Source organism: Citrobacter portucalensis (assembly GCF_023374935.1).
GTDB classification, from domain to species: Bacteria; Pseudomonadota; Gammaproteobacteria; order Enterobacterales; family Enterobacteriaceae; genus Citrobacter; species Citrobacter portucalensis.
Genome location: NZ_CP092466.1, coordinates 2,965,284 through 2,989,675 on the forward strand (window position 1 = coordinate 2,965,284; position 24,392 = coordinate 2,989,675).

Below are 24,392 nucleotides of genomic sequence, written 5' to 3' on the forward strand. Positions count from 1 at the left end.
GCCCGACACAGATGTTTGCCGGGCTAGGGTAATCAGGATTTAAACGTCGCAATTGGTTCGGGCGTAATACCAAACTCAACCTTCAACTGCTGCTTGCTCTTCATCACCATCTCACCGTTGGTATCAATCGTCATATGCTGCGCGTCAATATTGTTTCGCGCCTGCCATAACATCACCAGTTGTAAGCTGTTCTCTTTTTGTTCTGCCGTTAGCGCTACGCCATCCGGCCATTTTCCGAGTTCAACGGCAGTCGATAAGCGCTGATAAACTTCCGGCGTCATACTGTTGATCATCTCATCAAGATTCATGTTAAATCCACTCTCCGTAGAATAATTTGCTGAATCGTTTCTTCAACCCTTGGTTTGCTCACCGTTTTCACCATCGGTGAAGTTCAAAGACGCTGAGTTAACGCAGTACCGTTCACCAGTAGGTTTCGGACCATCCGGGAAGACGTGTCCCAGGTGCGCATCACAGTTACCGCAGCGGATTTCTATGCGCTGCATGCCGTGTGACGTATCTTTTATGTAACGGATAGCCTCATCGCTTACAGGCTCGTAAAAGCTGGGCCAGCCGCAGCCAGAGTCATATTTTGTCTCGGAACGAAATAGCGGATTGTCGCAGATCAAACAGTGGTAGATGCCGTCACGTTTGTTATGTAGCAAACGTCCGGTAAATGGCGGTTCTGTCCCGTGATTCTGCGTTACGTAGAACTGCATTTCGGTTAAATTTTTTTTCAGTTCTTCTGGAGAAGGTTGATTAGCCATTTGCTCACATCTCACTTTATCTAAACTCACATCGCGAGACAGATTCTAACAAAACATTAACACCGGAGTGCGAACTTTTGTTCTAAACTTGATCCTTGCGAAATGGCAGCCTGCAATTCGTGATCAAAATCACGTTTTTATCTTGATTGCCCTTTAAAATTCGGGCCGCCGACCCCATGTGGTTTCAAGCCCAAAGGAAGAGTGAGGCGAGTCAGTTGCGCAAAGCTTAGGCAGCAGATTGATTTGTCGCAATGATTGACACGATTCCGCTTGACGCTGCGTAAGGTTTTTGTAATTTTACAGGCAACCTTTTATTCACTAACAAATAGCTGGTGGAATATATGACTATCAAAGTAGGTATCAACGGTTTTGGCCGTATCGGTCGCATTGTTTTCCGTGCTGCTCAAGAACGCTCTGACATCGAGATCGTTGCAATCAACGACCTGTTAGACGCTGACTACATGGCTTACATGCTGAAATATGACTCCACTCACGGCCGTTTCAACGGTACCGTTGAAGTGAAAGACGGTCATCTGATCGTAAACGGTAAAAAAATCCGTGTTACCGCTGAACGTGATCCGGCTAACCTGAAATGGGACGAAGTTGGTGTTGACGTAGTAGCTGAAGCTACTGGCCTGTTCCTGACAGATGAAACCGCTCGTAAGCACATCACTGCTGGCGCGAAAAAAGTGGTTCTGACTGGTCCGTCCAAAGATAACACTCCGATGTTTGTTAAAGGCGCTAACTTTGACAAATACGAAGGTCAGGACATCGTTTCTAACGCTTCCTGCACCACTAACTGCCTGGCTCCGCTGGCTAAAGTTATCAACGACAACTTCGGCATCATCGAAGGTCTGATGACTACTGTTCACGCGACCACCGCTACTCAGAAAACCGTTGATGGCCCGTCTCACAAAGACTGGCGCGGCGGCCGCGGCGCATCCCAGAACATCATCCCGTCCTCTACCGGTGCAGCTAAAGCTGTAGGTAAAGTACTGCCAGAACTGAACGGCAAACTGACTGGTATGGCGTTCCGCGTTCCTACCCCGAACGTATCCGTTGTTGACCTGACCGTTCGTCTGGAAAAAGCTGCTTCTTACGAAGAAATTAAGAAAGCAATCAAAGCTGCTTCCGAAGGCCCGATGAAAGGCGTTCTGGGTTACACCGAAGACGACGTAGTATCTACCGATTTCAACGGTGAAGTTTGCACTTCCGTGTTCGATGCTAAAGCTGGTATCGCACTGAACGACAACTTCGTGAAACTGGTATCCTGGTACGACAACGAAACCGGCTACTCCAACAAAGTTCTGGACCTGATTGCTCACATCTCCAAATAAGTTGAGATGAAACAGTAATCTGTAAGAGCGACTCCGGTCGCTCTTTTTTTTGCCTGAAGAAAGGATTGCGTAATGATTAATAAAATTTTTGCACTTCCGGTAATCGAACAAATTACCCCTGTCCTCTCCCGCCGTCAGCTTGATGAGCTTGAGGTTCTTGTTGTCGATCACCCACAGGTTAAAGCTTCTTTCGCGCTGCAGGGCGCACATCTTCTTTCCTGGAAACCAAATGGTGAAGAGGAAGTCCTGTGGTTAAGTAATAATACCCCGTTTAAAACCGGCGTAGCGCTGCGTGGCGGCGTACCAATTTGCTGGCCGTGGTTTGGTCCGGCTGCTAAGGAGGGCCTGCCCTCGCATGGTTTTGCCCGCAACCTGCCATGGACGCTGAAAGCGCACAACGAAGACGACAATGGCGTGGTGCTGACGTTTGAACTGCAGAGCAACGCTGAAACGCGTCAGCTTTGGTCGCACGAGTTCTGTCTGCTGGCTCGCTTCAAAGTGGGAGCCACCTGTGAAATGGAGCTGGAAGCTCATGGTGAGTTTGAAACCACCTCGGCACTGCATACCTATTTCAACGTTGGTGACATTGCGGCAGTGAAAGTCAGTGGTCTTGGCGATCGCCTGATCGATAAAGTGAATGATGCTAAAGAAGATGTGCTGGCTGATGGTATCCAGACCTTCCCGGACCGCACCGATCGTGTCTATCTGAATCCGGAAGCGTGCAGCGTGATTCATGATGATGCGTTGAATCGCAATATAGATGTTGTCCACCACCACCATCTGAATGTCGTGGGCTGGAACCCTGGCCCGGCGCTGTCCGTCAGCATGGGCGACATGCCGGATGATGGCTACAAAACGTTTGTTTGTGTAGAAACGGCTTACGCGACCGCTCCGCAGAAAACCACCGAAGAAAAACCATCTCGCCTCGCGCAGACTATTCGTGTAGCTAAACGCTAACACAGCTCTGCGCACCATGCCGGATGCGGCTGACGCCTTATCCGGCCTACAAACTACACGCAGCCGCAGGCCTGATAAGCTCAGCGCATCAGGCAGTTCCGCGCACCGTGCCGGATGCGGCTGACGCCTTATCCGGCCTACAAACTACATACAGCCGCAGGCCTGATAAGCACAGCGCCATCAGGCAGTTCCGCGCACCGTGCCGGATGCGGCTAATGCCTTATCCGGCCTACAAACTACATACAGCCGTAGGTCTGATAAGCGCTGCGCCATCAGGCAGTTCCGCGCACCATGCCGGATGCGGCTAATGCCTTATCCGGCCTACAAACTACATACAGCCGTAGGCCTGATAAGCACAGCGCCATCAGGCAGTTCCGCGCACCATGCCTAGATGCTGCCAACGCCTTATCCGGCCTACAAACTACACGCAGCCGTAGGCCTGATAAGCTGCGGGAACATCGGCATTTGGCAAATCAGGCCATATCCAGCGCGGTTTTACCTTTTGGCGCCGGATACGCCTTATCTAACTGCTTCAACTCATCTACAGAGAGCGTTATCTCCAGCGCGGCGGCATTTTGTTCGACATGCGCTACGCTTGCGGCTTTCGGAATGGCTATTACACCCGACTGATGAATCACCCATGCCAGCAAAATCTGCGCAGCGCTAACATTGTGCGCGTGCGCGATGTCATTCACCACAGAGTTAGAAAGCAAATCGCCACGCAGTCGTCCCGCCTGGGCCAGCGGACTGTATGCCATGACCGGCATCTGCTGCTGCTGGCACCACGGCAGTAAATCATATTCAATACCGCGCGAGGCTAAATGATAAAGCACCTGGTTAGTTGCGCACTCCCGTCCACCGGGAACCTGCCATAACGCCTGCATATCATCATAATCGAGATTTGAGACGCCCCAACGGCGGATTTTCCCCTGCGCAATCAGTGTTTCCATGGCATCGATGGTCTCTGCAAATGAAAAATCGCCCATCCAGTGCAGCAAATAGAGATCCAGATAATCAGTTTTCAGTCGACGCAGGCTCGCTTCGCAGGCGGCAATGGCGTTCTGTCCACCGGCATTCCATGGGTAAACTTTCGAGACTAAAAAAGCGCTATCACGCCGTCCCGTTAATGCTTCACCCACCACCTCTTCCGCTGCACCATCAGCGTACATTTCTGCGGTATCAATCAATCGCAGGCCGAGATCCAGTCCGGCCTGCAGCGCAGACACTTCATCCCGGCGTCGGCTTGGATCCTCGCCCATGTACCATGTTCCCTGCCCAATAGCAGGAAGCGATACCTGGTTTGTAAACGTCACCTGTTTCGCTGTCATCGCACCCTCCTGTGTTAATGCACCACAGTAAAGCAAAACAACGTGCATGTGTCCTGTTAGGGTGCACAAATTGCACCATCATGGATTGGCGTGTCGCCCGTTGATGCGATTAAAGTAAAAGGCCCAGGCTCTGATGCAGTCCCGGGCCGAAATAATGAATAATTATAGCTGTACAGCGCTTATTTCAACCGACCTAAATATTTACCTTCTTTCATGGCGTTAATTTTTCCATTTTTATAGACGATGACGGAAATCAAACCCGCACTGTAGGATTGTGCATCCGCATTGTTTTCATCGTTTGCCGCAGGGCTGCCATTAATATATGCAATACCATCAGCACCACGTTTAAAGTCCACGCCCAGTTTATTCACATGCACGGGTGTGGTTTTGCTGGCGTGCACCGGGGCATTAGCATCGCTGACCTGAGTTTTGTGTTCATGCTGTAATTGCTGACGATATGCTTCGCTGATAGCATAAGCAGGCGCAGCAGATGAAGCCACCAGCGCAGCGATAATAATCAATTTCTTCATGAGTTAAACCTTAGTATTTATCGTGTTTGTGGTGATGGTCGGAATGGGTGCCATCAGAGCTATACAGATTTTGCGCGTTTTCCAGGGCCTGTTTTTCAGCCGCGGCATTGATTGTCGCCTGACGGTTTTGTTCGGCGATGTAGCAGGCATCGCGGCTGATCCCTTTACTTTCGCATGCACTCATGCGTGAAGCCTCGCTGGTGCATCCAGCCAGGATCCCGCCCATCACAGCTATCATGATTAACTTTTTCATTATTTATACCAGGTTTTACTCAAGATATCCCCATGGCATATTTAAGGCCTTACCACGAGAGTTGCTATCACTACTTTTAAAGTTTAATGAATATCGGCAATAGGATATTTAATGTCAATTTTAATTTTTTCAGACAAATACCTAAAGGATGTAAAATAAAAACAAATGATTAATTTTTATTTTTTTCACCTGAAAGTTAACATTCAAAATAAGCCAAAATAGTTATCAGTTATCTTTACGCCACTTGAGAATAAATAGCTCGCGTATCGCGACACAATAAAATACCGTATTATCAATAAATTATGACCCCAGAAAACGACAATCCAGAACAATAAATCATTAAGGCATGGCGATATTACCTCATGCAAAAAAATAATAGATACCAGGCTAGTAAAATGAGAGGTTTATTTTTCGTAACAGCGACAGGAATAATACGTTAAAAATTCGTTGTAGCCTGACAGAATGTCAAATCAGCACAAAAGATGAAATCTCATGTTTTAGATCAATATTCATATCAGTAGCGCACAAAAAAGCCCGCACTGATGCGGGCTAGTGTTTGACGCGCAGTAGCATCAGAACTTGTAGGTTACACCCACCGAGAAGATGCCAGACCAGGACTTATCGACCATCGGGCTGTCTTTCACTTCATCACTCAAACGCACATAACGGCCAGTGCCGTATACGTTCCAGTTGCCAAGGAAGTTATAGCTCGCGGTCAACTCCAGGTACGGATCCCATCCATCGTCAGCGTTGTAGCTTTTCAGACCACTGCGGCGAGACTCGTGATTGGACACGCCATAATAATAGTCGTTGTAGTTTTCGCTGCTGTACTGCACACCGATACCCGGCGTCAGAGTCAGCCCACCATTGGTGTAACGGTAGAGCCAGGCCAGATCCCAGATAAAGCCGTTGCTGTTATCCAGAGTATCCCCCGCCAGTGCAGTACGCAGGAAACCATACTGGGTGTTATGTACATACGAGAGGCCAGCCATCAAGCTGCTTTTACGCTTGTCGAGTTGGCGCAAAGCATGGCTATCGCTATCACCCGGCTTGAAGTGTGTCGGATCATAGTACGCCATGATGGAAAGCTTATCTGTCGTGTCATTCCACAAATAGTAACCGCCCCCCAAGCCGTGGAACCAGACATTATCGCCTTCATAGGTGACAACCGGAACAGGGTAAACATCGCGGTCATACTGTTTGTACGGGCTGTTAATCACGCCGACACCCGCGCCAACAGTCCACTGACTTTCCGCCTGTGCGGTGCTAACTGCGGTTGCGGCAAGGACGCCAAGTGCCAGAAGTTTGAGTTTGGTCACAATCCATAATTCCTTATTCAAATGTGTAGCGGTCAAAGTGTAACCGCCAATACGCTTCAGCCCAACTATTTTACGTATTCGCCCCAGAATGTAACCCCCTAATTTCTCAGCGAGTGATGACATTTTGCTTGCAGGACGATGAACACCGCATGAATCCCGCTCCAATTCTTTACATAAGATGTGCTTTTTTTGCTGATGAGTTATTGATATGCCATTGAAATTCATTTGCGCACACAGGCAAGTTTTGCAAATGCCATCTACGCTTAATTTTAGAAGGTGTATCACCGAATACGTTGATCTCCTGGCCACTAAAATGGCATGAGAGTTGCTTATTTCTTCAGCAGCGACGTCGTTCAGTTTACCTCTTCAGGGGCCTCTACTATTCATATGAACGGCTCTTAACATGTGCTAAAAAACGAAAGGACGGCATACCATGAATATATTCGATCACTATCGCCAGCGTTATGAAGCTGCCAAGGACGAAGAGTTCACGCTGCAGGAGTTTCTTACCACTTGTCGGCAAGATCGCAGTGCTTATGCCAACGCGGCAGAGCGGCTATTAATGGCTATTGGTGAGCCTGTCATGGTCGACACTGCCCACGAACCTCGACTATCTCGACTCTTTTCGAATCGGGTAATTGCACGCTATCCCGCCTTTGAAGAGTTTTACGGCATGGAAGACGCCATTGAGCAAATTGTTTCTTATTTGAAACATGCGGCTCAGGGTCTGGAAGAGAAGAAGCAGATTCTGTATCTGCTGGGGCCTGTGGGAGGGGGGAAATCATCTCTTGCTGAGCGGCTGAAGTCGCTGATGCAGAGAGTACCGATTTATGTCCTGAGTGCCAATGGCGAACGTAGCCCGGTCAACGATCATCCGTTATGCCTGTTTAATCCGCAGGAAGACGCGCAGATCCTGGAAAAAGAGTATGGGATCCCGCGTCGCTATCTCGGTACGATCATGTCGCCCTGGGCTGCGAAACGTCTGCACGATTTTGGCGGGGACATTACAAAATTCCGCGTCGTCAAAGTCTGGCCGTCTATTCTGGAGCAGATCGCAATCGCCAAAACGGAGCCTGGTGATGAAAACAACCAGGATATTTCTGCGCTGGTCGGGAAAGTGGATATTCGTAAACTCGAACACCACGCCCAGAACGATCCTGATGCCTACGGTTATTCGGGTGCACTGTGCCGCTCAAACCAGGGGATTATGGAGTTCGTTGAGATGTTTAAAGCACCGATTAAAGTGCTGCATCCTCTGCTGACCGCCACCCAGGAAGGAAACTACAACGGGACAGAAGGTATCTCTGCCCTGCCGTTTAACGGGATTATTCTTGCCCACTCGAACGAGTCCGAATGGGTAACGTTCCGTAATAACAAAAATAATGAGGCGTTCCTTGACCGTGTTTACATCGTCAAAGTGCCTTATTGCCTGCGTATCTCTGAAGAGATCAAAATTTACGAAAAACTGCTTAACCACAGTGAGCTGACCCATGCGCCTTGCGCACCGGGCACGCTGGAAACGCTCTCTCGCTTTACCATTCTTTCTCGCCTGAAAGAACCTGAGAACTCAAGCATTTACTCGAAGATGCGCGTTTACGATGGAGAAAGTCTGAAAGATACCGATCCAAAAGCGAAATCCTATCAGGAGTATCGGGATTACGCCGGGGTCGATGAGGGTATGAACGGTCTGTCCACGCGTTTCGCGTTTAAGATCCTCTCTCGCGTCTTTAACTTTGACCATGCCGAAGTGGCTGCTAACCCGGTACATCTATTTTACGTACTGGAGCAGCAAATCGAACGTGAACAGTTCCCGCAGGAAATGGCAGAACGTTATCTTGAGTTCCTGAAAGGCTATCTGATCCCTAAATATGCTGAATTTATTGGCAAAGAGATTCAGACGGCTTATCTCGAATCCTATTCCGAATACGGACAGAACATTTTCGACCGTTATGTCACTTATGCGGATTTCTGGATTCAGGATCAGGAGTATCGCGACCCGGATACCGGTCAGCTGTTTGACCGCGAGTCACTGAACTCAGAACTGGAGAAAATTGAGAAGCCGGCGGGTATCAGTAACCCGAAAGATTTCCGTAACGAAATCGTCAACTTTGTTCTGCGTGCCAGAGCGAATAACAGCGGTCGCAATCCAAACTGGACCAGTTACGAAAAACTGCGCACGGTTATTGAGAAGAAAATGTTCTCCAATACCGAGGAGCTGCTGCCGGTCATTTCGTTCAATGCTAAAACCTCGACTGACGAGCAGAAAAAACACGACGATTTCGTCGACCGTATGATGGAAAAAGGCTACACGCGTAAACAGGTGCGTTTACTGTGCGAATGGTATTTGCGCGTACGTAAATCGTCTTAACACAAGTGCCCGGTGGCGCATGCGCTTACCGGGCTTGCAAAACAATGTTCCGTAGGCCGGATAGCGCCAGCGCCATCCGGCACTTACAGACATGGCGAACAGTTGGCAGTACGGGGGGCTTATGACCTGGTTTATTGACCGGCGTCTTAACGGCAAAAACAAGAGCACGGTAAACCGCCAGCGCTTCTTACGCCGTTATAAATCGCAAATTAAACAGTCGATCTCCGAGGCCATTAACAAGCGTTCGGTGACTGATGTGGATAGCGGCGAATCTGTCTCTATTCCGACTGATGATATTAGCGAACCAATGTTTCATCAGGGACGTGGTGGCCTGCGCCATCGCGTGCATCCGGGTAATGACCATTTTGTGCAGAATGACCGTATTGAACGTCCACAGGGCGGAGGCGGCGGTTCGGGAAGCGGACAAGGCCAGGCGAGCCAGGATGGCGAGGGTCAGGATGAATTCGTCTTCCAGATTTCTAAAGATGAATATCTCGATCTGCTTTTCGAAGATTTAGCCCTGCCAAACCTCAAGCAAAATCAGCAGCGTCAGCTAACGGAGTACAAAACGCACCGGGCAGGTTTTACCTCTAACGGTGTGCCGGCCAACATCAGCGTGGTGCGCTCCCTGCAAAATTCACTGGCGCGCCGCACGGCAATGACGGCAGGTAAGCGTCGCGAACTGCATGCGCTCGAAGCGGATCTGGAGACCATCGCGAAAAGTGAACCCGCTCAATTGCTGGAAGAAGAACGGTTACGCAAAGAAATTGCCGAACTACGGGCAAAAATCGAACGTGTGCCGTTTATCGACACCTTTGACTTACGCTACAAGAATTATGAAAAACGGCCCGATCCTTCCAGCCAGGCGGTGATGTTCTGTCTGATGGACGTCTCCGGCTCGATGGATCAGTCGACCAAAGATATGGCAAAGCGTTTTTATATTCTGCTGTATCTGTTCTTAAGCCGCACCTATAAGAACGTGGAAGTGGTTTATATTCGCCACCACACCCAGGCGAAAGAGGTAGATGAGCATGAATTCTTCTACTCTCAGGAAACCGGGGGAACCATTGTCTCCAGCGCGCTGAAGTTAATGGATGAAGTGGTGAAAGAGCGCTACAACCCTGCCCAGTGGAATATCTATGCCGCACAGGCGTCGGATGGTGATAACTGGGCGGATGACTCACCGTTGTGTCATGAGATTCTGGCGAAAAAACTGTTGCCGGTAGTACGATATTACAGCTATATCGAAATTACCCGCCGCGCGCACCAGACCTTGTGGCGTGAATACGAACATCTGCAATCAACCTTTGAAAACTTTGCGATGCAGCATATTCGCGATCAGGATGACATTTATCCGGTATTCCGCGAACTGTTTCATAAGCAAAGTACAACCAGCAATAATTAAGCGACCACTTTCAGCCGAGGCTTCGGCTTCGGCTGATTACATTACCCTGTATCATGATCGTGACATTTTGCAATGGTTTATCCCGCCGCTTCGTTAGAGCGAATGTGGAGCATGTGGTAAAATCGCATCTCTAACCTATGGGCTGTAATTCATTATGAAGTTGCATCATAAAGCGCTCAGGCTCTTTATCTCAGTCAGCGTTATTGTTTTGACATCTTCTTTTTTGGTTTATGAACTCATTGCCAGCGATAAGGCAATGAATGCCTATATGCGTTATATCAATGAGAAAGCCGACTCCTCTTTTCTCTATGATAAGTACACCAATCAGAGTATTGCAGCCCATCTGATGCGCACCTTTTCATCCCCTAAGGAACCCGCATCTGTCGAACAACAAAAAGCGTTCTGCGATGCTTTCGACAGCGTTAACGGTACACATGGTCTCAATCTCACAACACATAATTACCTGCCATTACACGGTACGTTGCAGACCACCTCAACGAAATGTAGCGGCCAACTTGAAGACGTATTCCTGTTACCCTCTTTTGACCGGGCGGTGAACGTCAATCGCCTACAAAAAGATTACGGTCAGGGATTAGGGACGCTGGAATATAAATTTCGCTACTACGTCGATCTGAAAAATAACTACGTCTATTTCTATGATCTGATCGACTCACGGAAATTTGCGATACACAACTGGACGTTTTTGCAAAAAGGCACGCTGGGAATCGACCAGAATGATATTGACGGTATTTTTACGGGTCGTACGGTGATCTCCAGTATTTATGAGGATAACCTGACCGAGAAAAAGGTGATGAGCTTTTTAACGCCGGTCTACTCTGCCGGTAAACTAAAAGGCGTGGTGATGGTCGATATTAACAAAGAAAATTTAAAAAATATCTTTTATACCAGCGATCGCCCTCTCGTCTGGCGTTTTCTTAACGTGACGCTCTCGGATATTAGCTCAGGTAAAGAGATTATTGTTCACCAAAGTGAGACCAATCTATTCCGCTACGTTCACTACGAGAAGGACATCCCTGGCGGCATACGCGTCACGTTATCGCTTGATTTTATGTACTTTATCGTTTCATCGTGGAAAATATTCGCCTTTTATCTTCTGGCAACGATATTGCTGCTGAATATGGTCAGAACACATTTTCGGTTGTATCACAACGTCACGCGGGAAAATATCAGCGATGCGATGACCGGGCTCTATAACCGTAAAATTTTAACACCGATGCTCGAACAGCGTTTGCAGCAGTTGGTCAACACGGGAACCCTCGTAACCTTTATCGCCATTGATTGCGATAAGCTAAAAGTTATTAATGACACATTGGGGCATAAGGAAGGCGATCGCATTATCACCCTCCTGGCCAAAGCTATTCAAACGTCCATTCGCAAAAGTGACTATGCCATCCGCCTCGGTGGCGATGAGTTTTGCATTATCCTCATCGATCACCCCAGTGAATTAACGCCCCGCCTGCTGGAGAGGATTCGCTATAACTTACAAATTATTGCGCAAGATAGATCAATCAGCTTCTCTGTCGGGATTTATAATATGCAGCCAAACGACACCATTGATGATGCCTATAAAGCATCTGATGCACAGCTCTACCTGAACAAACAGAAAAAACGCACCGATGCGTAATTATTTTTCTGACAGGATTTTCATTGTTGTACCAGGAGTAAGTCATGACGGAAGTAAACAAAGGTAACGCAACGCACCAGCGTTTAATCTCCCTGTTGTCAGAACACGGTGCGACCTACCGCGTAGTCAGCCATGAAGCCGTAGGCAAATGTGAAGCTGTCTCTGAAATTCGCGGTACCGCACTGGGTCAGGGTGCAAAAGCGCTGGTCTGCAAAGTAAAAGGCAACGGCGTCAATCAGCATGTTCTGGCGATCCTCTCTGCCGATCAGCAGGCCGACCTGAGCCTGTTGGCCAGCCATATTGGCGGGTTGAGAGCGTCACTTGCCAGCCCGGCGGAGGTAGATGAACTGACTGGCTGCGTATTTGGTGCTATCCCACCGTTTAGTTTTCATCCGAACCTCAAGCTGGTCGCCGACCCGCTGTTGTTTGAGCGTTTTAATGAAATTGCGTTCAATGCCGGAATGCTGGAAAAATCCGTGATCATGGATACCGCAGATTACCTGCGCATCGCGCAACCAGAATTAATCCCGTTCCGCAGAGAACAATAACTGCACAAGTTAGCAGTAAAAAACATCGCTTCGTGCGTTAGCCCAAAAAAATCATAATCATTAAAAAAAGCCTGTTCCGTCACGCATTTACGCGTACAGTAAGCAGGCTTATTTTTTCTTTTGGCAAGGAAACTACGATGTTTGATGTCACTCTGCTGATCCTGCTCGGACTGGCAGCTCTGGGCTTTGTCAGCCACAACACCACTGTCGCTGTTTCAATTCTGGTGCTGATTATAGTCCGTGTTACTCCTCTGAATACCTTCTTTCCCTGGATTGAAAAACAGGGCCTGACCGTCGGGATTATCATTCTGACCATTGGTGTCATGGCACCGATCGCCAGCGGAACGCTACCGCCCTCCACGCTCATCCACTCCTTTGTGAACTGGAAATCACTGGTTGCTATTGCCATAGGGGTATTTGTCTCCTGGCTTGGCGGACGCGGCGTTACGCTAATGGGCAGCCAGCCCCAGCTTGTTGCCGGATTACTGGTAGGCACGGTACTGGGCGTGGCGCTGTTTCGCGGTGTGCCGGTGGGGCCGCTTATTGCGGCAGGTCTGGTCTCGTTGATTATTGGGAAGCAGTAGCCAGCCCGTTCAGATAACGGCCTGGTGTCTGTCCCAGGCCTTTTTTGAACATAGTGATAAATGCCGTGGTCGAATCGTACCCGAGCATTTGCGCGACCTGTTGTACATTGCGACCATCAATTAACGCCTGCAGCGCCAGAATCAGCTGGAGCTGGTGACGCCAGCGGCGAAAACTCAACCCCGTTTCTTTGACGACCAGGCGAGCAAGGTTACGTTCACTCATCGCAAATACGCTGGCCCATTGTCCCAACGTCTGCCATTGTGCAGGCTCTCTCGCCATCGTTGCGACCATTCTGCGAATTTTCGGGTGATCGGAAACCGGTAACTGCATTTGCTCCTGGGGTTGCTGCGGCAGTTCATCAAACAACACTTGCGTCAGCCGCTGGGTTGCCGGCTCCAGCCGTTGGGCATCCGTTTTAGATGCCAGCGCCAGAATAAGCTCCCGGCACAACGGAGCAATTTTCAGCGTGCAACAACGATCGGGCATCACGACGGCCTGCGGCTCAATAAACAAAAAGCACAATTGCGCGCCAACGGTAACGTGGTTGCTGTGTGGAATTTCACCGGGGATCCACACCGCATATTGCGGGGGCACCATCCACATAGCATTCTCAACCTCACAGGTGATCGCGCCATGCAATGCCAGAATCAACTGGCCTTTACGGTGCTGATGCAACGGACTGAAAAGTTCATCTTCCCGGGCCTGAATACAAAACGCCACCGCCGCATCGTGGTGAAGATCGGGTTCGTATCCATCCAGCCTCAGTCCTAACATAAAAATGTCCGATTTTAGCGATAAACTGTCATTTTAGCTTGATTCACTCATGGAGTAAAAACGCTAAGGTATCGCCTCGCCTGACAATATGAGAAAAAAATGATAAATACGCCTTCCTCCCGCGGTAAAAACGCTGCTTTGCTGATCGCGGGTATCCTGATGATTGCCACCACGCTGCGCGTTACCTTTACCGGCGCCGCCCCGCTGTTAGATGCCATTCGCGCCGACTACGGTCTGAGTACCGCCCAGACGGGACTGTTGACTACCCTTCCGCTGCTGGCCTTCGCGCTGGTATCACCTCTGGCCGCAGCCGTTGCGCGCCGCTGGGGCATCGAACGCAGCCTGTTTGCCGCTATGCTGCTGATTTGCGCCGGTATTACGATACGCTCACTGCCCTCACCGGGATTGCTGTTTAGCGGCACCGCCATCATCGGGTGCGGAATCGCCCTGGGAAATGTGCTGTTGCCGGGGCTAATTAAGCGTGATTATGCCCAGCATGTGGCAAAACTGACTGGCGCTTACTCGCTGACCATGGGCGCAGCGGCGGCGCTGGGTTCAGCCATGGTTGTTCCGCTGGCGTTAAATGGATTTGGCTGGCGCGGCGCTTTGATGGTACTGATGGTTTTTCCACTGCTGGCGTTGGTTATCTGGTTACCCCAATGCCGTCAGACAGGAAATGCCAGCCTGAGTAACTCACGCGCATTACATTCCCGTGCTATCTGGCGCTCCAGCCTCGCCTGGCAGGTGACCCTGTTTCTGGGGATCAATTCTCTTATCTACTATGTGATCATCGGCTGGCTACCGGCTATTTTAATCAGCCACGGCTACAGCGAGGCGCAGGCCGGTTCGTTGCACGGTTTACTGCAACTGGCGACCGCCGCGCCAGGGTTATTGATCCCCCTCGTCCTGTACAGATTCAAGGATCAGCGAGCCATCGCCGCCCTGGTTTCGATAATGTGCGCCGTTGGCGCGGCGGGATTCGCCATAATGCCCAACCAGGCTTTGCTATGGACCATTCTGTTTGGCTTTGGCTCAGGTGCGACCATGATCCTCGGCTTGACCTTCATTGGCCTGCGCGCAAGCTCTGCACATCAGGCCGCGGCGTTGTCCGGAATGGCGCAGTCTGTCGGGTATTTACTGGCCGCCTGCGGGCCACCGTTGATGGGTAAAATTCACGACCTCAACGGTAGCTGGTTGATTCCATTAGCGGGTGTCGCCGTGTTAGCGATGCTGATGTCCGTGTTTGGTCTGTGCGCGGGGCGCGATCGGGAGATCGCCAACGCATAATGTTGCGGGCAGGTGAGCTAACCGCCTGCCCGGCATTTTATCCCCGTGCGGCGCGGAGCATCGCCTGGACTAACGGCACGGGTTTTCCCGCCAGCGCGCCACGTTCATGCTGAAAGAGTGTGCCAACAAAAAAAGGATGCGTTACCAACTCAATGGCGCGGATATCCCCGGCATCATCCCAACCGGTCACCCGGAGATCGCCGCTCTCAAGCTCGGCAGCAAAAGCGTCCGCCACACCATAGTTGCAGTGATACCCCTCCGAGATAGCATCGCGTCCGTAGGCTTTCGCAATCAGCGTATTGGCCCGTAGCTCAATATCGTCTGTTTTTTCTACCAACGAGCAGGTCAACGGCGCGATCACCATTCGCCCTGTGGTATCCGTTTCTGCATGTGCGGCATCGCTCCAGCCCAGCACGTTACGGGCATACTCCAGTATGGCGTGTTGGAAACCACCACAGGTGCCTAAAAATGGAATGCTGTTTTCGCGTGCATAGCGTATCGCGATCAGCGCCCCTTCCGGGTGACGATAGGGGCTGCCTGGCACGACCCAGATGGCATCATAGCCAATCAGATCTTCGCTGCTATTGATATCAGAAGTGGTTAGCCAGTCATAATCAGCTACCAACTCCAGCACGGCAGCAGCATCATCAATAGCAAGGGGAATCGCCTGGTGCGCCACAATCTCGGGGTTGTAATCGCCCACCAGCGCAATGCGAAGCGTATCTTTTATCGGGGAAATGTCCATTAAGCTTTCCTTATGTCCAGACAATGAGGGACAACATAAGGAGCCTCAGCCTACCGACTTTTCATCGGTATCACAATCCCTTAAATTGGGAGTCCGGGCTGGCAAAATGCTATAATGGTCACGTTTTAAGATCTTATTTAACCGTAATAGAAATGATGCTAAATACCAAAGCGGCAGCTTAACAGAGCGGATGAAGAGATGAATATTCAGTGTAAACGCGTGTATGAGCCGGCAGAAACAAGCGATGGTTATCGCGTCCTGGTCGACCGGTTGTGGCCACGTGGGATAAAAAAGACCGACCTTGCTTTCGATGAATGGAATAAAGCGCTGACGCCGTCATCAGATTTACGTAAAGCATTCCACGCAGAACTGATTGATTTTGCGCACTTCTCCCAGCAGTATCGTAGCGAACTGGCCGAACAGCAGCAGGAAGGAAAGCGTCTCGCAGAGATTGCCCGGCAGCAAACCTTAACGCTACTGTATGCGGCGAAGAATACTCAGCAAAACCACGCGCTGGTGCTGGCTGAGTGGCTACGTCAATACTAACAGCGGATCACTTCCCCGCTGCCGGATGATCTCTACGCCAGAGTTCCCATTCATCGATCGCTTCCCCTCCGGGGAGTTTGCAGTCAGACCTTACCCCTTGCGGAGTCTGCACCGCGATCAGCGAGCCGCCCTTTTGTTCGCAATACACCGATGCCGGATTCGCCATGCCAATTTTCGGTGGCATTGGCGCTTCTGGTTGTGGGGTACTACATCCTGCCAACACCAGCATGGCGGGCAAAACAACAGACGCCAGTTTCATATCTACTCCTGTTAAAAACCTTATCCTGGCAGGTTACCCTGACTTTCCACCTATCTCCATGTTTTCCTGCTAACTATCCATTTTATGTTCACATTCTGCGCTGGATAGCGTGTTTCATCTTTCACCATGATGTTCTATCATGCGGGCAACGCCAGCCTTGTCATTACTCAGGAGTATTTACACCTCATGTCGGACATGATCCTCGCCAGAGTCTCGCAATCCTTAGCCACGGAGCAGTCTGTTGAGAGTCTGGTCCGGCAACTTCTGGAGATGCTTGAGGTGGTGACAGAGATGGAATCAACCTATTTAACCAAGGTCGATTTAGATGCTCGTCTGCAGCATATTTTGTACGCGCGCAATAGCAAACAAATGCAGATCCCGGAAGGGCTGTCCGTCCCGTGGGATGAGACGTTATGCAAACGTGCCATCGAGGATAACTGTCTGTACAGCGACAACGTGCCCGCACGCTGGCCGGAATGCAGTGCAGCCCGCGCGCTGGAAATCACCACATTTTTGAGCACGCCTGTTCATCTTCCGGATGGAACGTTTTACGGTACGCTCTGCGCCACCAGTCGCCGCCAGCAGGCATTGAGCGAGCGAGGTGAACAAGTGCTGCATCTGTTTGCGGGCCTGATCGCCCAGTCTATTCAAAAAGAGTCGCTGGTCGCTCAGTTACGCGAAGCCAACGCCGCGCTGATTGCTCATTCCTACACCGATGCGCTGACCGGGTTACCGAACCGACGCTCGATTTTTGAAAATGTTGAAACCCTATTTTCGCTTGCCCGACATCTTCGGCAGAAGGTCGTCGTTGCCTATATCGATTTGGATGATTTCAAACTGATTAATGACCGCTTTGGTCATGAGGTTGGCGACCAGTTCCTGATCCAGATCGGACAGCGCCTGCTCCACGAATGTAGCGATAATGATATTCTCGGTCGACTGGGTGGTGATGAATTTTTAGTCGTTAGCCTGTCGCCGGAAAGTGAAAGCGATCGGTGCGGGCGCCTGCAAAAGGTGAAACATCAGCTGCAACAGCGAATTTGTGGCGACTATCACTTGGGCAGCGTCCATCTGTTTTATCCTGGAGCCAGTCTGGGCGTGGTGGAAATTGATCCGCATGAGACCGATGTAAACTGTGCGCTCCACATGGCAGACAGCGCTATGTACAAAGATAAAAAGCGGCAGGCTAAAACCACTTTTGTCGTACATTAAGCCCTGTTATGCTGGCTCGTCTTTAAATAACTCTGGCAGATAATCCTATGCGACTCGGTATTATTTTCCCCGTCATCATTTTTATTTCCGCTGTCGTTTTCTTATCCTGGTTTTTTGTTGGCGGCTACGCTGCGCCGGGTGCATAACGATGAAAAAAACAACGCTCATTATGATTGGCGTGGCGATCATCGTAGTTCTGGGTACGGAACTAGGCTGGTGGTAACCAATAAAAAGGCCACACTTCAGTGGCCTTTCATCTCTGTATAATGAGTTAACTTTTGATCTTTCTGTAGATAAACAACACCACGATTGCACCGATAACCGCTACGACGAAACTGCCGAAGTTGAAGCCATCAACTTTACCAAAGCCAAAGAAGGTACTGATCCAGCCGCCAACCACCGCACCAACGACCCCTAAGATAATGGTCATAAAGAATCCGCCGCCATCTTTACCCGGCATAATCCATTTTGCCAAAATCCCCGCGATAAGACCGAAAATTACCCATGAAAGAATGCCCATTATTTTCCTCACTTATGTTTTTAGGTTAACGATTGACTCGTTGTATAAAAGCATAGCATAGCGCTGAAAAATTAAAATTTGTGATCGGTATCACCTGTAATTTTCATCTTTTTCTGATGTTTCATAGAGTTAAGCCAACGTCAAGACGGTGATGTTTTTGACGCTTCTCGTCAATAGTGACGAATCGACAGTCATTTCCCTCTGCTCCTTGGGCAGTTACCCCTGCCAATACTGGGTTTTCATCTTTGGCATGCTTTATGCTTTGACAGCCCGTCGCTACGACAAATCGTGGCCCGTGATACCGATTCGCGTGGCTCCGTCTACAATTCGCGCTATTTCAGCATTTAACAGGTCTGTTATTGATGAAAAAAATCACCAGTGTATGCCCATACTGTGGGGCCGGGTGCAAGCTCAAGCTTGTTGTTGAAAATAACAAAATCATCCGCGCCGAAGCCGCTGAGGGTGTAACGAACCAAAATCAGTTATGCCTGAAAGGCTACTATGGTTGGGACTTTCTGAACGACACCCGTCTTCTGACTCCCCGTCTGACTCGCCCGATGATCCGTTATGAAAAAGGTGGAAAATTCACTCCCGTTAGCTGGGATGAAGCCATTCGTTACACCGCTAAACGCTTATCTGAAATAAAAAACGCCTATGGTCCTCGCGCCATTATGACGACAGGCTCCTCCCGGGGAACAGGGAATGAGACCAACTACGTAATGCAAAAATTCGCCCGTGGGGTGCTCAACACCAACAATGTCGATTGCTGTGCCCGCGTCTGTCACGGCCCTTCCGTTGCCGGTCTGCAGGAAACGCTGGGCAATGGCGCAATGAGCAACTCCATCAGCGACATTGAAAACTCAAAATGCCTGCTCATCTTTGGTTATAACTGCGCGGACTCACACCCCATTGTGGCCCGTCGGGTAATTAAAGCTCGCCAGAACGGCGCGAAAATCATTGTTTGCGACCCTCGCCGTATTGAAACCGCTCGTATTGCCGATCAGCATTTGCAGTTAAAAAATGGTTGCAACATGGCATTAGTCAACGCCTTTGGTCATGTGCTTATTGAAGAGCAGCTTTACGATCGCGAGTACGTGCATAAGCATGCCGAAGGTCTGGAAACATACTGGGAAACCGTTAAGGACTATGCCCCCGAAGCTGTAGAACATTTAACCGGCGTCGCTGCACAACAGGTTCGTCAGGCGATGCGTACATTTGCGGCTGCGCCATCGGCAACCGTGATGTGGGGAATGGGCGTCACGCAGTTTGGCCAGGCCGTTGACGTTGTCCGTGGGCTGTCGAGCCTGGCCTTACTGACCGGGAATCTGGGACGTCCAAACGTCGGCGTTGGCCCGGTACGCGGGCAAAATAACGTGCAGGGCGCATGTGATATGGGCGTGCTGCCTAACCAGTTTCCGGGGTATCAGGACGTAACCGATTTTACCGTCAGGGAGAAATTTGCCACCGCCTGGGGTATTGACGTTAATCAGATGGATGACAAAGTTGGAACGCGCATCACCGAAGTTCCGCATCTGGCGATTGAAGGCAAAATCAAAGCCTACTACATCATGGGAGAGGATCCGCTGCAAACCGAGGCTGATTTGGGGCTGGTCCGGGAAGGATTTAACGCGCTCGATTTTGTCGTCGTGCAGGATATCTTCATGACCAAAACGGCAGAGATGGCCGACGTCCTGTTGCCTGCAACATCATGGGGCGAACACGGTGGCGTCTTTACCTGCGCCGATCGTGGCTTCCAGCGTTTCGAGAAAGCGATTGAACCCACCGGTGATGTAAAGCGTGACTGGGAAATTATCAGTCTGTTGGCCAGCGAAATGGGCTACCCGATGCAGTACCAAAATAACCAGCAAATCTGGGATGAGATGCGCGAACTGTGCCCGCTATTCTATGGCGTGACCTATGAGAAAATGGGTGAAATGGGTCATGTTCAGTGGCCTTGTCCGGATCTCGATCACCCAGGCACACCGTATCTTTACGCACACAGCCGGTTCGATACCGCTAATGGCAAAGGCAAACTGTTTGCCGCGCCATGGCGAGCTCCCGCTGAAGTCCCTGATGAGAACTATCCGTTGGTGTTGTGTACCGTGCGCGAAGTCGGACACTACTCCTGCCGCTCCATGACCGGCAACTGTGCGGCATTACAGGCGCTGGCAGATGAGCCAGGATATGTTCAGATCAACACCGATGATGCAGCAAAACTGGGTATCCGTCATCGTGACCTGGTATGGGTAAGCTCGCGCCGAGGCAAGGTCATCAGCCGTGCGGATGTATCCGAGCGTATTAATGCCGGAACAGTGTATATGACCTATCAATGGTGGATTGGCGCGTGTAACGAGTTAACACAGGATAACCTTGATCCGATCTCGAAAACGCCGGAAACCAAATATTGCGCGGTAAATATTGAGCACATTACCGATCAGGGATGGGCAGAGAAGTATGCGGCGCAAACGTATAGCGACATGAAATCACGCTTATGTGAGGCCATTGCGTAATTCCCCACCCTCGCCACCTGAGTCTGGATACCCAGACTCAGGTTTTATCTCATTACTTTACCAGGTGTGGTTCACTGAAGCGGATGGAGGAAGATTCCTCCTGCATATCCCGCTGCATAAAACCGAGGTTCATCAGAAACAGGCCAGCCATAAACGGCAGTTCGTACAATTCTTCAATCATATCGCCATATTGGACATTGTGCAGGAAGATGGGAGCCAGCAGACGATGATGCTCTACCGTATCGGAAATCAAAAATGCGCAGGCGGTGATCGTCAGCAGCCAGAGCGGTAGCGGTTCATTACGCACGCGTCGGACAATATCCAGGCGTAAGCGCTTCGACAACAGCACCGGCAGAATAATCATGGAAATCATTACAACAGAGATAGCTCTGAACAGAAGTCTAGGCTGCTCCGGGAAATAGTCACGGCCCCAACTAGTGCTTCTCCCCAGCAATACCAACCACCACACGGCTGCCCAAAGCCAAAATTGCTTCTCGCCTTCAGGGCGTGATAAAGGCCGGATATAGCCAAGGGTAAATACGGCACCAAACAGTAGCCATAGCGCCTGCCCATTTTCGATCCATCTGACGACAGTGCCGTTAAGCAGCGGAAGATTCCAGTTCGCGGTGAACGGGATCGCCACAATGACCAGTCCTAAATAGCTGCGCCTAATACCGCTACACTTTTGCCTGACCATGTTTTCCTCCGGGGAATGGGCTGGCGGTTTCCATAAAATGGCGGACCTTTTTCAGTAACTGCCACATTGAGCGGCACTGATGATTACGGGTTATCGTGTCATGAAGTGCCTGCCATAGCCGTTCCACATGATTCACCCACGGCGAGTAAACCGGCTGGTAAATTACCCTGAACTTGGGATTTGCTTTCAACCAGCGCTGTGTTTCGCGGCTTTTATGGATAATGTAGTTATCAACGATCAGCGTGATTGTTTTCGCCCGCCGGTAAGTGGCTTTCAGGTGCTTCAGCAGAGCGATAAACAGCGCTGAACTTTTGCTGTTGCCGCCCACGTAGCTGACTTTACCCGTGCCACTGTGCAGTGCGCCGGCCAGATAGTATTTTTCGTTCTGCCCCGGCGTCACTACCCGTTTCTGCTGTCCGCGCAACTGCCAGTCCGCACCGATTTTAGGATTAAGGTGGATATCCACTTCATCTTCATAAAATACCGGATGCTCTGCGCTGCATTCATCCAGCGCTTTGTGGATTACCGCCATCTTTTCATCTTTATGTGGGTCACGGATACGCAGAGTTGGCGCGGCCCTGCGCCATACAAGCCCCGCAGATGGCAACCAGCGGCGAACGGTTCCTGCATGTAACTGGCAACCGGTTATCTCATTGATTTTTATTGCCAGTAATTCGGTGCTCCAGCGTGAACGTTGATAACCAAAATCGCCGGGAGAATGCTTTATCAGCTCACGTAACAGGGTGCAGATATGTTCAAAAGGCCAGCGTCGGGAGCGCCCTGCGGGTAAGGATTTCAGGCCTTCAATACCTGAGTGCGTAAACCAGTTAATCCAGCGACCAACGGATGAACGGGCACAACAGAGAGTTCTGGCAACATCGCTGACCCGTTCACCCCGATGAAGCATCAGCATGGCCGTGAGTCTGCGGGCATGATTTTTATCACGCGTTTTATGAATAGCTTTCTGCATCAGGCGTCGTTCGCCACGGGGTATTGGTACTATGATCGGCATCGCTCAGTCCGGTTGGTGATTTTGGTTGGTTTGGCGATTGATCAGATCGCACAATCCGGGCTGAGTTCCCTTTCAGTGATCTACTATTCCGCGCAGCTATTTAGAATAAGTGTGGGGAATGTAATTTGGGTATTCAGTTTCATAAGCGCGAAGTTCTGTATTGTTACTATTTTGCGATCATAACTCCTGTGAATGATCGACAATTAGCATTCAATGCGAATTTCTTAAGGTATTCTTAAGAAATCTTTTTTCGGACATCACTACGTTCAACACAAATAAAAAAACCGCACGGCGCCGTCAAAACACTGTGCGGTTAGTACATTAAAATTCTGTGTATTCAATCAGTAAGAGTATTTAACGCCTACCATCCGCAGACTTCATGCTCATTCTCGGTATCGTACGAACGAACGGTATTGACCAAGTCTTTGACCACTTCAGCTGCCACATCTGGCACCAGTAATGTCATCGGCGCTTCTGTTTCATAATCAACAGAAACACCGTTACTGTTATTAGTCACGGTTACGGTATAGGTTGCTTTGCCCATGATTTACTCCTTGCCGGTGCGCACGACTTTTCGTTGATTTGCGCTCTCCATCAGAACTTCCGGGGCAACGAAAAAATCGATATTAAAGTAAGTGTCGTCGGTCATCACTTCGATGTTATGCCATTTTTCCGGCGGAAAAACGCCAAACTGACCGGCTTCAATAACCATCACCTCTACTGGTTCCGGACTGTGTTCATCGGCGTATCCGAGATATTTGACCGCCCCCTGCATAACAGAAAGTCGTGGATAAACCCCAGCACGAGTTCCTTTATCAAGGTGGCGTTCGAAAATTCCGGCAGGCGCAGTTTCTTTGTTCCAGAAAGGTGTAGAGCGTGTATGGATATGATTCTGTGGAATTTGAAGCATTTTTCTTCCCTTTTCCAGTCAACAACCAGCGAGTCTTATTGAATCGCTGCTGTACACAGGGTACGCCTCAAAATATACATTTAAAATACCATTTATTGGTTATAACCCTACAATTATAAATGAAAAGCAAAGCGTCATATTGAAGGCCCGCCGCAACCAGCGGGCCGATAGCATCACGACTGAAGCGTGGCCAGACGAGCGGCAAAACCAACGAAAATCAGGCCGATTAGGGAATTACCCACTTTGGCCAGTTTTTTCTTCGTGCGAATATACTGCGTCACGAACGCGCCGGAGAAAATAAGGAAGCTCAGATAGAAAAAGCTCACTACTTCAAGCGTAATGGCCAAAATAAAGAATGACAGCCCTGAGTGCGGTGCATTGACATCAATAAACTGCACGAAGAACGAAACATAAAACAAAATAGCTTTTGGATTCGTCAGGCTCAGAATTAATGCACGCTTAAAAATAGCGCCAAACGGGACTTCCTCGGCCGCAGCATCGCTTGCTTTCGATTTCAGTGTCGCATACAGGATCTTCGCACCGAGGTACAGCAGATAAAACGCGCCAAGATAGCGAACGATGTTGAACAAAACGGGCGTTGTTTTGATCAATGCGGCAACACCGGCATAGGCCAAAAACATCAACACGGCATCACCGATAAACACACCGCTTGCTGCGAGATAACCCCCCTTCACTCCCCGACCGACGCTGTTCTTCAACACAAATATCGTATTTGGCCCCGGTACCAGCACGATAAAAATAGCCCCCACCAGATACGTCCAGTAATTCAGAACTCCATACTCTGCGAACACGTTAACCTCTTCCTGAAAAAACACATGCACTTGCTGCGATACAATATGCTAACGAATGCATCGGGTGAT

The 24,392-nt window shown here is 49.9% G+C and carries 27 protein-coding genes and 1 pseudogene; 13 read left to right on the plus strand and 15 right to left on the minus strand.

Going from position 1 to position 24,392, the window contains the following annotated elements:
* Positions 1-32 precede the first annotated feature (32 nt).
* Entirely contained in the window at positions 33-308 is a 276-nt protein-coding gene (locus LY264_RS14425; RefSeq protein WP_003030693.1) for a YeaC family protein, read from the minus strand.
* Positions 309-350: 42 nt separating this feature from the next.
* On the minus strand, positions 351-764 hold the full coding sequence (gene msrB, locus LY264_RS14430; RefSeq protein WP_003832475.1) for a peptide-methionine (R)-S-oxide reductase MsrB: 414 nt from the start codon (positions 762-764) through the stop codon (positions 351-353).
* A 341-nt stretch (positions 765-1,105) separates the two neighbouring features.
* Here msrB and gapA point away from each other — a divergent pair, with 341 nt between their 5' ends.
* Together gapA and LY264_RS14440 are read left to right on the plus strand one after the other, a co-directional pair.
* Complete coding sequence (gene gapA, locus LY264_RS14435; RefSeq protein WP_003030697.1) at positions 1,106-2,101, plus strand: glyceraldehyde-3-phosphate dehydrogenase; 996 nt, start codon at positions 1,106-1,108, stop codon at positions 2,099-2,101.
* A 72-nt stretch (positions 2,102-2,173) separates the two neighbouring features.
* Entirely contained in the window at positions 2,174-3,058 is an 885-nt protein-coding gene (locus LY264_RS14440; protein WP_048226806.1) for a D-hexose-6-phosphate mutarotase, read from the plus strand.
* 473 nt (positions 3,059-3,531) lie between these two features.
* Here LY264_RS14440 and LY264_RS14445 read toward each other — a convergent pair whose 3' ends face one another.
* The 4 genes from LY264_RS14445 to LY264_RS14460 form a co-directional block, all read right to left on the minus strand.
* Positions 3,532-4,386, minus strand: coding sequence for an aldo/keto reductase (locus tag LY264_RS14445; protein ID WP_048214369.1), 855 nt, complete (start codon positions 4,384-4,386; stop codon positions 3,532-3,534).
* 179 nt (positions 4,387-4,565) lie between these two features.
* Positions 4,566-4,916, minus strand: coding sequence for a hypothetical protein (locus LY264_RS14450; RefSeq protein WP_048226808.1), 351 nt, complete (start codon positions 4,914-4,916; stop codon positions 4,566-4,568).
* Between the two features lie 10 nt (positions 4,917-4,926).
* A complete protein-coding gene (locus LY264_RS14455) occupies positions 4,927-5,169 on the minus strand; it encodes a hypothetical protein (protein ID WP_048214371.1) in 243 nt (80 codons plus the stop codon).
* Positions 5,170-5,741: 572 nt separating this feature from the next.
* A complete protein-coding gene (locus LY264_RS14460; protein WP_048227039.1) occupies positions 5,742-6,488 on the minus strand; it encodes a MipA/OmpV family protein in 747 nt (248 codons plus the stop codon).
* Positions 6,489-6,921: 433 nt separating this feature from the next.
* Between LY264_RS14460 and yeaG the strand changes: the two genes are divergently transcribed.
* From yeaG to LY264_RS14485, 5 genes are all read left to right on the plus strand, one after another.
* Positions 6,922-8,856: a protein kinase YeaG gene (gene yeaG / locus LY264_RS14465; RefSeq protein ID WP_048226810.1), complete on the plus strand. Its 1,935-nt coding sequence runs from the start codon at positions 6,922-6,924 to the stop codon at positions 8,854-8,856.
* Between the two features lie 121 nt (positions 8,857-8,977).
* Positions 8,978-10,261 (plus strand): YeaH/YhbH family protein, encoded by a 1,284-nt coding sequence (locus tag LY264_RS14470; RefSeq protein WP_048226813.1) that lies wholly within the window; start codon positions 8,978-8,980, stop codon positions 10,259-10,261.
* Positions 10,262-10,415: 154 nt separating this feature from the next.
* Positions 10,416-11,906 carry a diguanylate cyclase DgcJ gene (gene dgcJ / locus LY264_RS14475; RefSeq protein ID WP_048226814.1) on the plus strand — a complete coding sequence of 497 codons (1,491 nt, stop codon included), beginning with the start codon at positions 10,416-10,418 and terminating at the stop codon, positions 11,904-11,906.
* A 44-nt stretch (positions 11,907-11,950) separates the two neighbouring features.
* Positions 11,951-12,454 carry a YbaK/prolyl-tRNA synthetase associated domain-containing protein gene (locus LY264_RS14480; protein ID WP_032943105.1) on the plus strand — a complete coding sequence of 168 codons (504 nt, stop codon included), beginning with the start codon at positions 11,951-11,953 and terminating at the stop codon, positions 12,452-12,454.
* A 137-nt stretch (positions 12,455-12,591) separates the two neighbouring features.
* A complete protein-coding gene (locus LY264_RS14485) occupies positions 12,592-13,038 on the plus strand; it encodes a DUF441 domain-containing protein (RefSeq protein WP_048226816.1) in 447 nt (148 codons plus the stop codon).
* Here LY264_RS14485 and LY264_RS14490 read toward each other — a convergent pair.
* Positions 13,021-13,813 (minus strand): annotated as a pseudogene (locus tag LY264_RS14490) (AraC family transcriptional regulator); the annotation flags it as partial. The gene LY264_RS14485 and the pseudogene LY264_RS14490 sit on opposite strands and share 18 nt — an antisense overlap.
* A 99-nt stretch (positions 13,814-13,912) precedes the next feature.
* On the opposite strand from LY264_RS14490, the gene LY264_RS14495 reads away from it, so the two are divergent.
* Positions 13,913-15,100 carry a CynX/NimT family MFS transporter gene (locus tag LY264_RS14495; RefSeq protein WP_048226820.1) on the plus strand — a complete coding sequence of 396 codons (1,188 nt, stop codon included), beginning with the start codon at positions 13,913-13,915 and terminating at the stop codon, positions 15,098-15,100.
* A 37-nt stretch (positions 15,101-15,137) separates the two neighbouring features.
* Here the strand turns inward: LY264_RS14495 and LY264_RS14500 are convergent, their stop codons facing one another.
* Positions 15,138-15,845, minus strand: a complete 708-nt coding sequence (locus LY264_RS14500) for a CTP synthase C-terminal region-related (seleno)protein (protein ID WP_048226822.1) — start codon at positions 15,843-15,845, stop codon at positions 15,138-15,140.
* 198 nt (positions 15,846-16,043) lie between these two features.
* Here LY264_RS14500 and LY264_RS14505 point away from each other — a divergent pair, with 198 nt between their 5' ends.
* The gene (locus tag LY264_RS14505) at positions 16,044-16,391 is read left to right on the plus strand and encodes a DUF488 domain-containing protein (RefSeq protein WP_048226824.1); all 348 of its coding nucleotides are present in this window, start codon (positions 16,044-16,046) and stop codon (positions 16,389-16,391) included.
* A gap of 7 nt (positions 16,392-16,398) precedes the next feature.
* Here LY264_RS14505 and LY264_RS14510 read toward each other — a convergent pair whose 3' ends face one another.
* On the minus strand, positions 16,399-16,650 hold the full coding sequence (locus LY264_RS14510) for a putative hemolysin (RefSeq protein ID WP_048226826.1): 252 nt from the start codon (positions 16,648-16,650) through the stop codon (positions 16,399-16,401).
* Between the two features lie 186 nt (positions 16,651-16,836).
* On the opposite strand from LY264_RS14510, the gene LY264_RS14515 reads away from it, so the two are divergent.
* From LY264_RS14515 to yoaJ, 3 genes are read left to right on the plus strand one after another with little or no spacing between them, the layout of a single operon-like run.
* Positions 16,837-17,862, plus strand: coding sequence for a sensor domain-containing diguanylate cyclase (locus LY264_RS14515; RefSeq protein WP_048226828.1), 1,026 nt, complete (start codon positions 16,837-16,839; stop codon positions 17,860-17,862).
* Between the two features lie 47 nt (positions 17,863-17,909).
* Complete coding sequence (locus LY264_RS14520; RefSeq protein WP_038640017.1) at positions 17,910-18,008, plus strand: YoaK family small membrane protein; 99 nt, start codon at positions 17,910-17,912, stop codon at positions 18,006-18,008.
* A 2-nt stretch (positions 18,009-18,010) separates the two neighbouring features.
* Positions 18,011-18,085 (plus strand): protein YoaJ, encoded by a 75-nt coding sequence (gene yoaJ / locus LY264_RS14525; RefSeq protein ID WP_099530266.1) that lies wholly within the window; start codon positions 18,011-18,013, stop codon positions 18,083-18,085.
* Positions 18,086-18,133: 48 nt separating this feature from the next.
* Here the strand turns inward: yoaJ and LY264_RS14530 are convergent, their stop codons facing one another.
* Positions 18,134-18,382 carry a GlsB/YeaQ/YmgE family stress response membrane protein gene (locus LY264_RS14530; protein ID WP_042308928.1) on the minus strand — a complete coding sequence of 83 codons (249 nt, stop codon included), beginning with the start codon at positions 18,380-18,382 and terminating at the stop codon, positions 18,134-18,136.
* A gap of 362 nt (positions 18,383-18,744) precedes the next feature.
* Between LY264_RS14530 and fdhF the strand changes: the two genes are divergently transcribed.
* Positions 18,745-20,892, plus strand: coding sequence for a formate dehydrogenase subunit alpha (gene fdhF / locus LY264_RS14535; RefSeq protein WP_048226830.1), 2,148 nt, complete (start codon positions 18,745-18,747; stop codon positions 20,890-20,892).
* A 52-nt stretch (positions 20,893-20,944) separates the two neighbouring features.
* On the opposite strand, the gene LY264_RS14540 is transcribed toward fdhF, so the two are convergent.
* From LY264_RS14540 to leuE, 5 genes are all read right to left on the minus strand, one after another.
* Positions 20,945-21,589, minus strand: coding sequence for a hypothetical protein (locus LY264_RS14540; protein ID WP_249457343.1), 645 nt, complete (start codon positions 21,587-21,589; stop codon positions 20,945-20,947).
* Positions 21,570-22,601 (minus strand): IS630-like element ISEc33 family transposase, encoded by a 1,032-nt coding sequence (locus LY264_RS14545; RefSeq protein WP_001395480.1) that lies wholly within the window; start codon positions 22,599-22,601, stop codon positions 21,570-21,572. Before LY264_RS14545 ends, LY264_RS14540 begins: the two co-directional genes overlap by 20 nt.
* A 361-nt stretch (positions 22,602-22,962) precedes the next feature.
* Positions 22,963-23,145, minus strand: a complete 183-nt coding sequence (locus LY264_RS14550; protein ID WP_003832433.1) for a DUF1869 domain-containing protein — start codon at positions 23,143-23,145, stop codon at positions 22,963-22,965.
* A gap of 3 nt (positions 23,146-23,148) precedes the next feature.
* Positions 23,149-23,511, minus strand: coding sequence for a DUF1971 domain-containing protein YeaR (gene yeaR / locus LY264_RS14555; RefSeq protein ID WP_003030735.1), 363 nt, complete (start codon positions 23,509-23,511; stop codon positions 23,149-23,151).
* Positions 23,512-23,684: 173 nt separating this feature from the next.
* Complete coding sequence (gene leuE, locus LY264_RS14560; RefSeq protein ID WP_048227040.1) at positions 23,685-24,323, minus strand: leucine efflux protein LeuE; 639 nt, start codon at positions 24,321-24,323, stop codon at positions 23,685-23,687.
* Positions 24,324-24,392: the final 69 nt, after the last annotated feature.

What these genes read in the sequence shown, in the direction of transcription:
- yeaR (WP_003030735.1), bottom strand. Translation starts at nt 23,511, where the DNA reads ATGCTTCAAATTCCACAGAATCATATCCATACACGCTCTACACCTTTC.
- gapA (WP_003030697.1), top strand. Translation starts at nt 1,106, where the DNA reads ATGACTATCAAAGTAGGTATCAACGGTTTTGGCCGTATCGGTCGCATT.
- LY264_RS14530 (WP_042308928.1), bottom strand. Translation starts at nt 18,382, where the DNA reads ATGGGCATTCTTTCATGGGTAATTTTCGGTCTTATCGCGGGGATTTTG.
- LY264_RS14540 (WP_249457343.1), bottom strand. Translation starts at nt 21,589, where the DNA reads ATGGTCAGGCAAAAGTGTAGCGGTATTAGGCGCAGCTATTTAGGACTG.
- LY264_RS14515 (WP_048226828.1), top strand. Translation starts at nt 16,837, where the DNA reads ATGTCGGACATGATCCTCGCCAGAGTCTCGCAATCCTTAGCCACGGAG.
- LY264_RS14520 (WP_038640017.1), top strand. Translation starts at nt 17,910, where the DNA reads ATGCGACTCGGTATTATTTTCCCCGTCATCATTTTTATTTCCGCTGTC.
- LY264_RS14550 (WP_003832433.1), bottom strand. Translation starts at nt 23,145, where the DNA reads ATGGGCAAAGCAACCTATACCGTAACCGTGACTAATAACAGTAACGGT.
- LY264_RS14505 (WP_048226824.1), top strand. Translation starts at nt 16,044, where the DNA reads ATGAATATTCAGTGTAAACGCGTGTATGAGCCGGCAGAAACAAGCGAT.
- dgcJ (WP_048226814.1), top strand. Translation starts at nt 10,416, where the DNA reads ATGAAGTTGCATCATAAAGCGCTCAGGCTCTTTATCTCAGTCAGCGTT.
- fdhF (WP_048226830.1), top strand. Translation starts at nt 18,745, where the DNA reads ATGAAAAAAATCACCAGTGTATGCCCATACTGTGGGGCCGGGTGCAAG.
- LY264_RS14455 (WP_048214371.1), bottom strand. Translation starts at nt 5,169, where the DNA reads ATGAAAAAGTTAATCATGATAGCTGTGATGGGCGGGATCCTGGCTGGA.
- LY264_RS14440 (WP_048226806.1), top strand. Translation starts at nt 2,174, where the DNA reads ATGATTAATAAAATTTTTGCACTTCCGGTAATCGAACAAATTACCCCT.
- msrB (WP_003832475.1), bottom strand. Translation starts at nt 764, where the DNA reads ATGGCTAATCAACCTTCTCCAGAAGAACTGAAAAAAAATTTAACCGAA.
- LY264_RS14545 (WP_001395480.1), bottom strand. Translation starts at nt 22,601, where the DNA reads ATGCCGATCATAGTACCAATACCCCGTGGCGAACGACGCCTGATGCAG.
- LY264_RS14500 (WP_048226822.1), bottom strand. Translation starts at nt 15,845, where the DNA reads ATGGACATTTCCCCGATAAAAGATACGCTTCGCATTGCGCTGGTGGGC.
- LY264_RS14480 (WP_032943105.1), top strand. Translation starts at nt 11,951, where the DNA reads ATGACGGAAGTAAACAAAGGTAACGCAACGCACCAGCGTTTAATCTCC.
- LY264_RS14485 (WP_048226816.1), top strand. Translation starts at nt 12,592, where the DNA reads ATGTTTGATGTCACTCTGCTGATCCTGCTCGGACTGGCAGCTCTGGGC.
- LY264_RS14470 (WP_048226813.1), top strand. Translation starts at nt 8,978, where the DNA reads ATGACCTGGTTTATTGACCGGCGTCTTAACGGCAAAAACAAGAGCACG.
- LY264_RS14445 (WP_048214369.1), bottom strand. Translation starts at nt 4,386, where the DNA reads ATGACAGCGAAACAGGTGACGTTTACAAACCAGGTATCGCTTCCTGCT.
- LY264_RS14450 (WP_048226808.1), bottom strand. Translation starts at nt 4,916, where the DNA reads ATGAAGAAATTGATTATTATCGCTGCGCTGGTGGCTTCATCTGCTGCG.
- LY264_RS14510 (WP_048226826.1), bottom strand. Translation starts at nt 16,650, where the DNA reads ATGAAACTGGCGTCTGTTGTTTTGCCCGCCATGCTGGTGTTGGCAGGA.
- yeaG (WP_048226810.1), top strand. Translation starts at nt 6,922, where the DNA reads ATGAATATATTCGATCACTATCGCCAGCGTTATGAAGCTGCCAAGGAC.
- LY264_RS14495 (WP_048226820.1), top strand. Translation starts at nt 13,913, where the DNA reads ATGATAAATACGCCTTCCTCCCGCGGTAAAAACGCTGCTTTGCTGATC.
- LY264_RS14425 (WP_003030693.1), bottom strand. Translation starts at nt 308, where the DNA reads ATGAATCTTGATGAGATGATCAACAGTATGACGCCGGAAGTTTATCAG.